Annotated in this window: 12 protein-coding genes; 5 read left to right on the forward strand and 7 right to left on the reverse strand. The window is 64.3% G+C overall.

What is annotated here, in order from left to right; translation table 11 throughout:
- Positions 1 to 5: 5 nt before the first annotated feature.
- The gene (locus V4R08_RS07110; protein WP_335578704.1) at positions 6 to 1253 is read right to left on the reverse strand and encodes a threonine ammonia-lyase; all 1248 of its coding nucleotides are present in this window, start codon (positions 1251 to 1253) and stop codon (positions 6 to 8) included.
- 335 nt (positions 1254 to 1588) lie between these two features.
- Here V4R08_RS07110 and V4R08_RS07115 point away from each other — a divergent pair, with 335 nt between their 5' ends.
- A complete protein-coding gene (locus V4R08_RS07115; protein ID WP_335578705.1) occupies positions 1589 to 1876 on the forward strand; it encodes a hypothetical protein in 288 nt (95 codons plus the stop codon).
- Positions 1877 to 1922: 46 nt separating this feature from the next.
- Here V4R08_RS07115 and V4R08_RS07120 read toward each other — a convergent pair whose 3' ends face one another.
- From V4R08_RS07120 to V4R08_RS07145, 6 genes are all read right to left on the reverse strand, one after another.
- Entirely contained in the window at positions 1923 to 5453 is a 3531-nt protein-coding gene (locus V4R08_RS07120) for an error-prone DNA polymerase (protein ID WP_335578706.1), read from the reverse strand.
- A complete protein-coding gene (locus V4R08_RS07125; protein ID WP_335580206.1) occupies positions 5450 to 7024 on the reverse strand; it encodes a DUF6504 family protein in 1575 nt (524 codons plus the stop codon). The genes V4R08_RS07120 and V4R08_RS07125 overlap by 4 nt, the downstream gene beginning before the upstream one ends.
- Positions 6933 to 7769, reverse strand: coding sequence for an ImuA family protein (locus tag V4R08_RS07130; RefSeq protein ID WP_335578707.1), 837 nt, complete (start codon positions 7767 to 7769; stop codon positions 6933 to 6935). The genes V4R08_RS07125 and V4R08_RS07130 overlap by 92 nt, the downstream gene beginning before the upstream one ends.
- Positions 7770 to 7934: 165 nt before the next feature.
- Positions 7935 to 8090 (reverse strand): hypothetical protein, encoded by a 156-nt coding sequence (locus V4R08_RS07135; RefSeq protein WP_335578708.1) that lies wholly within the window; start codon positions 8088 to 8090, stop codon positions 7935 to 7937.
- A 23-nt stretch (positions 8091 to 8113) separates the two neighbouring features.
- Positions 8114 to 8617 carry a YciE/YciF ferroxidase family protein gene (locus tag V4R08_RS07140; RefSeq protein WP_335578709.1) on the reverse strand — a complete coding sequence of 168 codons (504 nt, stop codon included), beginning with the start codon at positions 8615 to 8617 and terminating at the stop codon, positions 8114 to 8116.
- Between the two features lie 82 nt (positions 8618 to 8699).
- Positions 8700 to 9872 carry a M20 aminoacylase family protein gene (locus V4R08_RS07145; RefSeq protein ID WP_335578710.1) on the reverse strand — a complete coding sequence of 391 codons (1173 nt, stop codon included), beginning with the start codon at positions 9870 to 9872 and terminating at the stop codon, positions 8700 to 8702.
- Between the two features lie 237 nt (positions 9873 to 10109).
- On the opposite strand from V4R08_RS07145, the gene V4R08_RS07150 reads away from it, so the two are divergent.
- The 4 genes from V4R08_RS07150 (at position 10110) to V4R08_RS07165 (ending at position 12794) form a co-directional block, all read left to right on the forward strand.
- Positions 10110 to 11051: a metallophosphoesterase family protein gene (locus tag V4R08_RS07150; RefSeq protein ID WP_335578711.1), complete on the forward strand. Its 942-nt coding sequence runs from the start codon at positions 10110 to 10112 to the stop codon at positions 11049 to 11051.
- Positions 11052 to 11117: 66 nt separating this feature from the next.
- The gene (locus V4R08_RS07155) at positions 11118 to 11393 is read left to right on the forward strand and encodes a cupredoxin domain-containing protein (RefSeq protein ID WP_442935682.1); all 276 of its coding nucleotides are present in this window, start codon (positions 11118 to 11120) and stop codon (positions 11391 to 11393) included.
- A 76-nt stretch (positions 11394 to 11469) separates the two neighbouring features.
- The gene (locus tag V4R08_RS07160) at positions 11470 to 12036 is read left to right on the forward strand and encodes a sigma-70 family RNA polymerase sigma factor (protein ID WP_335578713.1); all 567 of its coding nucleotides are present in this window, start codon (positions 11470 to 11472) and stop codon (positions 12034 to 12036) included.
- Positions 12033 to 12794 (forward strand): anti-sigma factor family protein, encoded by a 762-nt coding sequence (locus tag V4R08_RS07165; RefSeq protein WP_335578714.1) that lies wholly within the window; start codon positions 12033 to 12035, stop codon positions 12792 to 12794. Before V4R08_RS07160 ends, V4R08_RS07165 begins: the two co-directional genes overlap by 4 nt.
- The last annotated feature ends 71 nt before the right edge of the window (positions 12795 to 12865 follow it).

Here is a 12865-nt window from a genome sequence, read left to right on the forward strand (position 1 = left end):
GATCGTCAATCCCGTGACAGCACCAGCCGATCGCGGCGGCGCGCTCTCACGCCTTTTGCTTCCAGACCGGCGACGATGGCGCTGCCGTGCGCCGTGTCCTGCGCCTCGATCACCAGTTCGACTTCGGTCATATTGGCGGACAGCGCGCTGAACAGACGCTGATGCTGCACCTCGACGATATTGCCGCGAAGCTCGGCGATGATGCAGGCGAGTTCAGCGAGCGCGCCCGGTTTATCGGAGATCTCCACCACAAGATCGATCAGCCGGCCGTCGCGCACCAGCCCCCGCATCAGCACGTTGGCGAGCGTGCGCGTGTCGATGTTGCCGCCGGACACGATCAAGCCGACCTTGCGGCCGACAAACCGGCCCGGATCGCTCATCAGCGCCGCGAGCGCCGCCGCGCCCGCGCCTTCCGTCACGGTCTTCTCGATCTCCAGCATCTGGATGACGGCCTTCTCGATCAGACGCTCCGCCACCGTCATCACCTCGATGCCGTACTCGCGCAGGATCGCCAGCGGCAGCGAACCGACGTCGCGCACCGCAATTCCTTCGGCAATGGTCGCGCCGCCGACCGAGATCGGACGCCCGGCGAGATGCTGCGCCACAGCGGCGTAGGACTCCACCTCGACGCCGATCACCTCGACCGCCGACGCGTGGTTCGCCGCCGCGATCGCGCATCCCGCGACCAGCCCCCCGCCACCGACTGGCGTGAGGATGCAGTCGAGCGTCGGCTGATCTTCCAGCATCTCAAGCGCCACCGTGCCCTGCCCGGCGATAACGGCCGGATCGTTGTAGGGGTGGACAAAGACAAGATTTTCGTCCGCGGCCAGTTGCCGGGCGAAGGCGGCGGATTCCGCCAGAATCTCGCCCTCAAGCCGTACCCGCGCCCCGAGCTGCCTGGTTCGCGACACCTTCACGAAGGGCGTTGATTTCGGCATCACGATCGTGGCGGCGATCCCGAGGTTATGGGCGTGATAGGCGACGCCCTGAGCGTGGTTGCCGGCGGACATGGCGATGACGCCGCGCCGCGCCTCCTCAGGTGACAGCGTGAGCAGCTTGTTGGCGGCGCCGCGCTCCTTGAAAGAGGCGACGAACTGCTGATTTTCCAGCTTGAGCCAGACCTCGGCGCCGGTGATATCGGACAGCGTGCGCGAATGAACCAGGGGCGTGCGGATCACCCGGCCGGCGAGTCGGGCCGCGGCTGCCCGCAGGTCCGCCGCTCCGACAGATTTGCCGTGCTCTGCATCGCTCATCCTAGTGGTTCTCCGTGAATGGTCCGAGTGGGAGTTATTGCACCCGCCGCGAGAAATACGAAACAGGTTCCGGCAGCGCTCTCATTTTCCGACGCGAGGCGGTCGATGAGGGGAAAATGGCACGCTGGGCCGGGTAGAGATAGCGGACGGTATCGTCCGCCGGCCGCAACCCTGATTTCCCGCAAAAGGCATACCGGCGCGTTAATGTTTGCCATCCGCTGCCGGCAACTGCCAGCGTCGGAAAAGCCATCACGCCACACGGGCCGGCCGGCGCGGCGCGTGACAGGCGGCGTCCGTCTCGTCCATGATTTGCGCGCTGAATGCAAGGAGTCGTCATGTCCCCCATTGATCCTTTGACCGCTGCGGGTGTCGTACTGGCCACCGCGGCGACCGATGCCGTCTATGTGATGTTCACCTCGGCCGTGGTGGCGCGACGGCGCGTGCCGGCGGCGACCTGGAGCAGCGTCTGGTACCTGCTCTCGTCCTTCGCGGTCATCAGCTATACCGAGAACTGGGTCTATGTGGTCTTCGCCGCGATCGGCTCCTGGCTCGGCGCGTTCGCGACCATCACCTTCCTGCATCGCCCGCCCGGCGGACCGCCGGTCGGCGCGTCAGCGGAGTAGTGATGACGGTTATACCATCGTCTTTGCGAGCGAGCCCAACTTCCCCTCAATGAAAATCCCGCGAGCGCGGCAGGATGCGTACATCGCGCGGATGGCGGATTCGTTGCGCCGGATTGTCGGGATGATCACGGCGGTCGTCGTTGAGCGGTTCGGCCGGTGCGGCCGGCGGCGGGTGCCTGGACACGAGCGCGTCGTTCGCAAGACCCATCAGCTCAGTGGAGCGATCGGTCAGCTTGCTTGCGACAAGATGCACGACCTGCTCCGGGCTGCTCTGGATAGTGCCCTCCACCTCGATCAGCCGCGCCCCCATCACCTCCTTGCGGTAGCGCGCCATGATCTTCGGCCACACCACGATATTGGCGATGCCAGTCTCGTCCTCCAGCGTCATGAACACGACACCCTTGGCGCTGCCCGGCCGCTGCCGCACCAGCACCACACCCGCGCATTTGACACTGCGTTTGTCGTTGGCATGGCAAACCTCGGCGCAACTCACCACGCGCTCGCGGGTGAGCATCGCGCGCAGGAATTCCATCGGATGGCCTTTCAGCGACAACCGCACGGTCTGGTAATCCGCGACCACCTGCTCCGGCAGCGGCATCACGGGCAGCGGCGCGGCATGTTCGTCCGGCAGCTCGCGCGCGATGGCGCTTTCAAACAATGGCAGCGGCACGTCGTCCGGCAGGCGGCGCACCGCCCACAGCGCCGCGCGGCGGTCGAGCCCGAGCGAGCGGAAGGCATCGGCATCGGCCAGCAGGATCAACGCGCGCTTCGGCAGTTTGGTGTCGCGGGCCAAATCCTCGATGGAGGTGAAGCGCCGCCGCCGTCGCGCGGCGACGATGCGATCACCCCAGTCGTCGGGTGTCTCGACGCGAGCACTGCCTGCTCTCTCCCCCCTTGTGGGGGAGAGGTGGAGAGGGGGGTATCTCAAGCACTGGACTTGTAGCTCACCCCCCTCCCTAACCCTCCCCCACAAGGGGGGAGGGAATAATGCGGCGCCCATTGCCAATACCGAATCAGGAAGATCGTTGTGATTGGCTCCCTCCTCTCGCCGCTTTGCTTGATCCTGTTTCAGCTTCGCTTCATCCTTATCGGTCCACTTGAAGCCGTCGATCTGGCGAAAGCCGAGTCGCACCGCGTGATGCCTGCCTGCACGCTCTTCCAGAGTGTTCTGCGAATAGCTGAACGATACGTCGATGGGCCGCACCTCGACGTCGTTCTTGCGGGCATCGCCGACGATCTGCGCCGGCGCGTAAAAACCCATCGGCTGCGAATTCAACAACCCGCAGCAGAACGCGTCGGGGTGAAAACGCTTCAGCCAGGACGAGACATAGACGAGTTGCGCAAAGCTCGCCGCGTGACTTTCTGGGAAACCGTAGGAGCCGAAGCCCTTGATCTGCTCGAAGCAGTTTTTCGCGAACACCGGATCGTAACCTCGGACGATCATGCTGTTGACCATCTTCTCCTGAAAGGTGCCAATGGTTCCTACGTTGCGGAATGTCGCCATGGCGCGGCGCAGGCCGTTGGCCTCTTGGGAGGTGAATTTCGCGGCTTCGATGGCGATGCGCATCGCCTGCTCCTGAAACAGCGGCACGCCGAGCGTCTTGTGCAGCACGTTGCGCAGTTCATTCCTGTCGCCGCCCTTCGGATAGGGATAGTCGATATCCTCCGGCTTCATGGCTCGCCGTTTCAGATAGGGATGCACCATGTCGCCCTGGATCGGCCCGGGGCGGACGATGGCAACCTCGATCACGAGATCATAGAACGTGCGCGGCTTCAGCCGCGGCAGCATGTTCATCTGCGCCCGGCTCTCGACCTGAAACACGCCAAGGGACTCGCCCTTGCACAGCATGTCGTAGACTTCCCGCTGCTCGCGCGGAATCGTCGCCAACTCCCATCGCTTGCCCTTGTGCCCGGCGATGAGGTCAAAGCACTTGCGGATGCAGGTCAGCATCCCCAGCGCCAGCACATCGACCTTCATCATCCGCATGGCGTCGACATCGTCCTTGTCCCACTCGATGAAGGTGCGGTCGTCCATCGCGGCATTGCCGATCGGCACATAGGTGTCGAGCCGGTCCTGCGTCAGCACATAGCCGCCGACATGCTGCGACAGGTGGCGCGGAAATCCGATCAGCTCGGTGGCGAGTGCGACGGCGCGGCGCACCATGGGGGTTTGCGGATCGAACCCCGCCTGCCTGATCTGCATGTCGCTGACACCATCGCCCCAGCTTCCCCACACCGTATCGGCAAGCGCCGCAGTGACATCCTCGGTCAAGCCCAGCGCCTTGCCGACATCGCGAATGGCGCTGCGCGGACGGTAATGGATGACGGTGGCGATGATCGCGGCGCGGTGGCGGCCGTAGCGGCGGTAGACATACTGCATCACCTCCTCGCGACGCGAATGCTCGAAATCGACGTCGATATCCGGCGGCTCCAGCCGCTCCTTGGAGATGAAGCGCTCGAACAGCAGATCGGTCTCGGCCGGATTGACCGCGGTGATGCCGAGCACATAGCACACGGCCGAATTCGCCGCCGAACCGCGCCCCTGGCACAGGATGTTCTGCTCGCGCGCCCATTGCACGATGTCGTGCACGGTGAGGAAGTAATGTGCGTAGTTGAGCTGCCGGATCAACCGCAATTCCTTGTGCAGGACCTTCCGGGTCTTGGGCGGGATGCGCACCGGAAAATATTTGTGAGCGCCCGCCCATGTCAGATCCTCGAGATGACGCTGCGCCGTTTTGCCCGGCGGCACCGGTTCGTCGGGATACTGATATTTGAGCTGATCGAGCGTGAATGCGATGCGCGACGCGAACGTCATCGTTTCGGCGACCGCTTCGGGAATATCGCGAAACAGCCGCGCCATCTCATGCGCCGGCTTCAGATGCCGCTCGGCATTGGCTTCCAGCTTCCTGCCGATGGTATGGACAGTTGCCTTTTCGCGGATGCAGGTCAGCACATCCTGCAACGGGCGGCGTGCGGGGTGATGATAAAGCACCTCGTTGGTCGCGAGCAGCGGCACGCTGGCGGCGGCCGCGATGCGATCAAGCCGTGCAAGACGGCGCCGGTCGTCGCCGCGATAGAGCAGGCTTGCCGCGAGCCAGACGCCATCCGCGTGGCTCTGCCGCAGCTGGTCCAGCACCATCAGTGCGGTCGTCGCCTCAAAGCGATGCGGCAAGGTCAGCACGAGAAGCTGTCCTTCCGAAAACTCCCGCAGGTCATCCAGCCCCAGATGACATCCGCCCTTCTCCGCCGCCCGCTTGCCGCGCGTCAGCAATCGGCACAGTCGGCCATAGGCAGCACGATCGCGAGGGTAGACGAGGATATCCGGCGTTCCATCGATGAAACCGAGCCGCGAGCCGATCAGCAGCCGCGGCTTGGAGCGAAGTTCGGGATTTCCCAGCTCTGCATAAGCACGCACCACGCCGGCAAGCGTATTGCGGTCGGCAATGCCGATGATGGGCAGCCGCAGTTCGCTCGCCTGCTGGACATACTCCTGCGGATGCGACCCGCCATGCAGAAACGAGAAATTGGTGGCGATGCCGATTTCTGCATAGGATGGAATGTCGCGCGGATACTTCATGCGAACAGCCCGTGCACGAACCATCTTGGCGGCACGGCGCCGCCGCCCTCACCGGCCACTTCGCCATAAAGACCGTCGCGATAGAGCCAGAACCGCAATCCGGTTTCGTCCTCGACGCGAAAGTAATCCCGCGTCGGCCTCGCCTCCTGCGTCCGCCACCACTCCATCGCGATGCGTTCGGGGCCTTCGGCACGAACCACCGTATGGGTTGCGCGTCGCCAGATGAAATGACGCGGCGGCTTGTCGGGCACCTCCGCCATCGTCACCTCGATCGGCTCCGGCCGTGCGAACATGCGCAACGGCCGCAGCGGCGGCTCGCTCTCGATATGTGCAGGCCATTCGGCAAGCATTGCCGCCGCAAGATTCTGCTGCGCGGGCAATGAGAGCGCCGCACGTTCCGGGATATGCGAGTCCTGCGGCAGGTGCACGACGACGCGATGGCTGCCGATACGCGCGGCAATACGGTCGATCAGCGCCGCTACCTCGTCGTTGTCCCGGACATGCGCATCGAGGTCGCGCTGTTCCTGCACCACGGGCTCGGTGCGCACGGCGGACAGGCGAACCAGATCGAAGCCGAAGCCGGGATCGAGCGGATCGGCCAGCGCGTCGAGCCGCTCGCGGAACAGGCGGTCGACGATCTCGCCGCGCGTGACCGGACGGCCTGTTTCCACCGCGATGACGCGCACCGCGCCGTCGGTACGGAAAAAACTCGCTTCCAGCCGCCGCGCGCCCTTGCCCTGTTTTTCCATTGCGACAATGAGCGTGCGCGCAAGGCTCGCCAGTGTCATCGCGATCGTGCCGTCGGTCGCGATCGGCTCGGCAAACCGCTTCTCGACGATATAATCCGGCAGCGGTTTGCGTGGGTTAATCGGCGCATCGCTTTGCCCCAACGCCTGCTCCAGAAGCGCGGTAAAAGCTGCGCCGAAACGCGCCGCGATCTCGTGGCGGCCGCGCGCGGCAACATCGCCGATGGTTTTCAGCCCGGCGCGGCGCAGCCCGCGCGTGATCGCGTCATCCGTGCCGAGCGTGAACACCGGCAGCGGCGCGACGGCCTCCAGCTCCTCGCCGGGAGGGACAATCCGGCCATGGGCATGGCGCGTCAGCGCCCGCGCGCAGGCCGGCGTGCCGGCAATGGCCGCGCTGACAACAAAGCCCTGCCGCGTCAGCGCGCCGCACAGCGCGTTCATCAGCGCGGCCTCGCCGCCGAACAGATGTGCGCAGCCGGTGATATCCAAGAGCAGACCGTATGGCGGATCGAGCGCCACCAGCGGCGTGAAGCGGTCGCACCAGTCGGCGATGCCGTTTAGGATTTTGGCGTCGGCGGCATCATTGGCATCGAACACGGCGATGCCGGGACAGATCGCGCGGGCATTGGCCAGCGGCAAGCCGACCGCGAGATTGAGGCGCGCGGCCGCGTCATCCAGCGCGGCGATGACCAGCGCGTTGTTTTGCTTGGCGACGACGATGCAGGGTCGGTCGCTATCCGGTCCGCCGCAGCGGAACGACTTGCGCCGGATGCGGTCGGTCGGCAGGCGCGGCAGCCACAGGCTGAGGATGCGTCTTCGGGCTATGGCACGAGACGTCACGGAAGCGGCACTCATCACACATCCATTCCATGATCCACTGGCCGGTCTGGCCATGACGATTACGGACAAGCCGTGTTTCGAGCACGGGTGCGCCCCATGCCTGCCACGCCGCACCCGGCGGCGAGCGCGCCGGGCGCACGATCCACCGTGTCTCCGCCGTAGAAGGCAGCGGCGGCGCCGCCACCCGCAGCAGCAACCCGGTGACGCCGGAGCCACGCGCCGCCAGCGTCAGCCTGCGGCTGGCGACGAGATCGAACAGACGCGTCTCGCCCCAGATCTCCATGACCACGGCGCCGAGCGCATCGCAGGCCAGCGCATCGGCCGCTGTCCGCAACGCGCTTTCCACGTCGGGCGTATGCACCATCACCAGCCGGCGCGGGTCGAGACCGAGTTCGTGCCATCCGTGCATCGACAGCGCACCGGATTCGCGCGCGGCAAAATCCTGCCGTACCCAGAGCATCGGCCGATCCTTGCCGACACGCTGCGCGAGACCTGCGATGAATCCGGTTGCCGCCGCGCTGTGCCGTCCTTCCGCGAACACCTCATGCACGGCGCCGCGCGCAAGCCCGCCCTGCAGCACGGTATCCGCCTCATCATGACCGAGCGCCGCCCGGCCCGGCGAGCCACTGTTGCGACCGGCTTCGATCCGCGCGATGCAGTCGCGAAGGCGCGCAAGCGTGCTTGCTGCGCATGATCCGCCAAAGTGTGAGCGGTTTGGCGAAAAGATCATGAGCATTCTCAATATTTTAGAGCCACGCAAAGCCGGAATCCGCTTTTGCCGATCGCGCTCTAGCCAGGCGCCGCTCCTTCGTTAGATTTGCCGTCGCGAAGAGAACCCGTAGTCGACTTATTTGTTCATGTTATGTTCTATATAGAACCAAAAGGCCGCAACGAGTCAACCGGCTTTTCGCGCGTGATTTTCGTTCACGAATCTGCTCACGAATCCAATGATATCGACGGAACGCTCGTCGGAGATTTCACCCGCAAAACCACACAAGGCGGCGTGGATGACCACATAAGCAGATCGACCACCACCGGCGGCAACGGCCACCGATGATGGCCTTCCCAAAAGATTCAAGCCGCCAATGCCTCGGAGTTGACACCGGCCTCCGCGAGCGCCGTCAAATCCTTGTCGGTCTTGCGCTCCTGCTGAAGCGTTTCATCGATAAGCCTGACGGCATCCTTCATGCCGAGCCTGGCCGCCCACGCCTTCATGGTTCCGTAGCGCGCTATTTCGTAGTGTTCCACCGCTTGCGCCGCCGCGAGAAGGCCCGCGTCCAGCGCCTCAGTGCCCTTGTATTCGTCCATGACCTCCTTGCCTTCGTCCAGGATGCCGAGGATGGCATCGCAGGTCTTGCCCTTGGCCGGTTTGTCGATCAGGTCGAAAACCTGTTCCAGGCGCTCGATCTGACCTTCGGTCTCGTCATGGTGTTTTTCGAAGGCCGCCCGCAATTTAGCGGACGTTGCCGCCTTCGCCATCCTGGGCAGAGCCTTGAGGATCTGCTTTTCGGCGAAGTACATGTCCTTGAGCTGATCAAGGAACAGGTCGTGGAGATCCTTCTCTTTCGCAGCGCTCATTGTAGCCTCACGTGGTTGGAGGAAACCGCTTCCTAACGCGACGTGAGGAGCTATGTTCCTGGCGCTGCAACAGCGTGACCGCTCAGGCAGCCAGCGTGGTCTCGACCAGCCTGATCCAGTACGAGGTGCCGTAGACGATGGCGTCGTCGTTGAAGTTGTAGGCGGGATGATGCAGGCCGGCGCTGTCGCCGTTGCCGACGAAGATGAAGGCGCCCGGCCGGGCTTCCAGCATGTAGGCAAAATCCTCCGCGCCCATCATCGGCGGCGTGTCCTGCACATTGTCGTCGCCGGCGATCTCCTTCGCGATCCTGATCGCGGTTTCGGTCTGCGCGGCGTGATTGAGCGTGACCGGATAGCCGCGCCTGAACTTGACATCGATCCTGGTTCCGGTGGTCTGCGCCACGCCGGCGGCGACCTCGCGAATCCGCTTCTCCACCAGGTCGCGCACGTCGACCTTCAGGGTGCGGACGGTGCCGCGCAGTTCGACGGTCTGCGGAATGACGTTGCGGGTGTTGCCGGCGTGGAACACGCACACCGAGATCACGGCGGATTCCAGCGGATCGACATTGCGCGACACGATCGATTGCAGGGCAACGACAAGCTGCGCGCCGGCCAGCACCGGATCGATGCACAGATGCGGCCGCGCGGCGTGGCCGCCGTGGCCCTCGATCCTGAAATCGACGGCGTCGGTCGCCGCCATGATCGGACCCGGCCGGATGGCGAAGGAGCCGAGCGGGATGCCGGGGACGTTATGCATACCGTAGACCTGCTCGATCCCGAAACGGTCCATCAAACCGTCCTTGATCATCGCCGCAGCACCGGCGCCGCCCTCCTCCGCCGGCTGGAAGATCACGACCGCCTCCCCAGTGAAATTCCGCGTCTCCGCGAGATAGCGCGCGGCGCCGAGCAGCATCGCGGTGTGGCCGTCATGGCCGCAGGCGTGCATCTTGCCGGGCGTCTTTGAGGCATAAGACAGGTTGGTTGCCTCTTGAATCGGCAGCGCATCCATATCGGCGCGCAGGCCGATCACCTTGACCTCGCCGTCGCCGGCCGGCTTCCTGCCCTTGATGACGCCGACGACGCCGGTCCTGCCGAGCCCGATCGCGACCTCGTCACAGCCGAACTGCCGCAGACGGTCCGCCACGAACGCCGCGGTGCGATGCACGTCGTACAGCAACTCCGGATGCTGGTGGATATCCCGGCGCCAGCCAGCGATATCGGATTGCAGATCGGCAACGCGGTTGACGATGGGCATGGCGGGGTTCCGGGTTGGCCGAGACTGAAGTTCTCTCTAACGAACTTCGGAATCGAAACACTACCATGACGCGATAAGCGACCCAATATGCTGATTTTGCTGGATATCGACCCGGAACCGGGCAGCCGGGCATGACGACGCCATGGCGGTCGCGGACCGCCCTCAAAGCGCGCGGGAATAAATCCGCACAGTCCCCGATCAGGTCTGCGTGCCCAATGACGGGCCTGGAGACCTCCGATGAGCCACGACCACAATCACGATGGCGACGGCGTCAGCCGGCGCAAGGTGCTGGAATGCATGACCTGGGCAGGCACGGGCGTGCTCTGGACCATTGCCGGCGGCGTGCCGCGATCCCTCGGCCTCGTCGGATCGGCACGGGCGGCGGAAGCGTCCGCCCTCACCTTCCTGCAGATCAGCGACAGCCATATCGGCTTCGACAAGGCCGCCAACCCTCACGCGCTCGCCACGCTTGAGGAGGCGATCGGCAAGATTAAGACGCTGCCGGTGAAGCCTTCCTTCATGATCCATACCGGCGATATCTCACATTTGTCGAAAGCCTCCGAATTCGACGACGCGGAGCGCATCATCTCGCAATCGCGGCTCGACGTGCACTACGTTCCGGGCGAGCACGACTTCATCGACGAGGAAGTCAAGCTGTACCGCGAACGCTACGGCCGCGGCACCAAGGGCGCGGGCTGGTATTCCTTCGACGCCAACGGCGTGCACTTCATCGGCCTCGTCAATGTCGTCGACCTCAAGGCCGGAGGTCTCGGCAATCTCGGCGCCGAGCAACTGGCGTGGCTCGCCGACGATCTGAAAGGTCGCTCCAACTCCCAGCCGATCGTGGTGTTCGCGCATATTCCGTTATGGAGCGTATATCCGCCCTGGGGCTGGGGCACCGAGGATGGCGCGCGGGCGCTTGACCTGCTCAAGGGTTTCGGCTCGGTGACCGTGCTCAACGGCCACATCCACCAGGTGATGCAGAAGGTCGAAGGCAACGTCACCTTCCATACCGCGCGCTCGACCGCCTTCCCGCAGCCCGCGCCGGACACCGCGCCCTCACCCGGGCCGATGAAGGTCGCCGACGACAAGCTGCGCAGTCTGCTCGGCACCGCCAGCATCATCTTCAAACCCGGCGAACAACGTCTCGCGATCATCGATACGCCGCTGCAAGGCTAAGGACGGTGAGTCATGATGTTTCTGAACTTGCGCACCAGCGCATTCCGGCTTGCCGTGGCCGCCGTGATGGCGTCACAAATAACCGCTGCCCATTGCGAGGAGGTGTCGGTGACCATCGACAATTTCACCTTCGAGCCGGCGCAACTGACGGTGAAGGTCGGCACCACCGTGACGTGGACCAACCGCGACGACATTCCGCATACGGTCGTTTCGGCAGGTCAATTCCGCTCCAAGGCGCTGGATACCGACGACAAATACTCGTTCACCTTCACCGGCGCCGGCAACTACACATATTTTTGCTCGCTGCATCCGCACATGGTGGGAACGATCAAGGTTGAGTAACGGCCAAAAGCAAGGCATCACCTTGGGGTTCGGGCGGCGTCACGCGGCCCGAGCCCACCCGGCTGCGAACACCGCAATGCTGTTTGGTTCATCAAGAGACGATCAGGCCAAAGCGCAGCGCTTTCGCGAGGCCGCGCTGCCCTACCTCGACGACGTCTACACCGTCGCGCGCTATCTCCTGCGCGACCCCGCCGACGCCGATGATGCCGTGCAGGAGTGCTATCTGCGCGCGCTGAATCATTTCGACAGTTACCGCGGACCGGCGATGAAGCCCTGGCTGCTCGCGATCCTGCGCAATGTCTGCCATGCCGAATTCGCCCGCCGCGCCCGATCGAGCACAACGGCCATCGACGACCTGCCCGAAAGCGCCGAAGCCGCAGCCGCGCCGCTGTGGCAGGAGACCCAGGACACACCGGAAACGCAGGTGTTGCAAAAACGCGATGCGAATTCGATCCGGCGGATGATCGCGGCACTTGAGGAGCCCTTCAGAGAGACCTTCGTGCTGCGCGAAATCCAGAACCTGTCCTATCGCGAGATCGCCGAGACCGTCGGCGCGCCGGTCGGCACCGTCATGTCTCGCCTTGCGCGGGCCCGCGCCATGCTGCGGTCGGCATGGCTCGCGGAACAGGAGCAACCCAAATGACCTGCGACGAAGCGGACATCCTTCTGCACGCGCTGATCGACGGCGAACTCGATGCCGGTCACGCGCGCGAGGTGGAAAACCACGTCGCAGCCTGCAAGCGCTGTACGGCGGACCTCAAAGCTTATCGCGAGATGAAGGCGGCGGTGACGACGGCGGACGTTCGCTTTACCGCGCCGTCACACCTGCGCCAGCGCATCGAGGCGGCAATACCACGCTCGCGCGGCACCAGCCGCCGCTCGCTGCTCGCGGGCTTCGCCATGGGCTCGGTGGTCTCTGCGATAGCTGCGACGGGCCTCGTGGCCATCGTGTTGCGCGACGATGACGAGCGGCGCATCGCTTCGGAAGTTGTGTCGGCGCATCTCCGATCGCTGCAGGCGGGGCATCTGACCGACGTACTCTCGACCGACCAGCACACGGTCAAACCGTGGTTCAACGGGCGGCTCGACGTATCGCCGCCGGTGATCGACCTGACGGCGCTGGGCTTCACGCTGATCGGCGGCCGGCTCGATTACATCGATGGGCGGGCCATCGGCGCGGTCGTCTACAAGCGGCGCGCGCACGTCATCAATCTCTTCGTCGCACAAACGCCGAACGCCACGCATAGCGCCGCCCGCACCGAGGATATACAGGGCTTCAACATCCGCCGCTGGCGCGACCACGGTCTGAGCCTCTGGGCGGTGAGCGATCTCAATGCCGACGAACTTGCCGAATTCAGCGAAAAATTCGAGAAGGCTATGCAGGCGAACGGGAACGGTTAAAGCATAATCCCGAAAAGTGGAAACCGGTTTTCGGATAAGATGCTAGAGTCTGATTCAACGAAGCTGGATCA

It is taken from the genome of Nitrobacter sp. NHB1 (assembly GCF_036964665.1).
Lineage (GTDB): Bacteria > Pseudomonadota > Alphaproteobacteria > Rhizobiales > Xanthobacteraceae > Nitrobacter.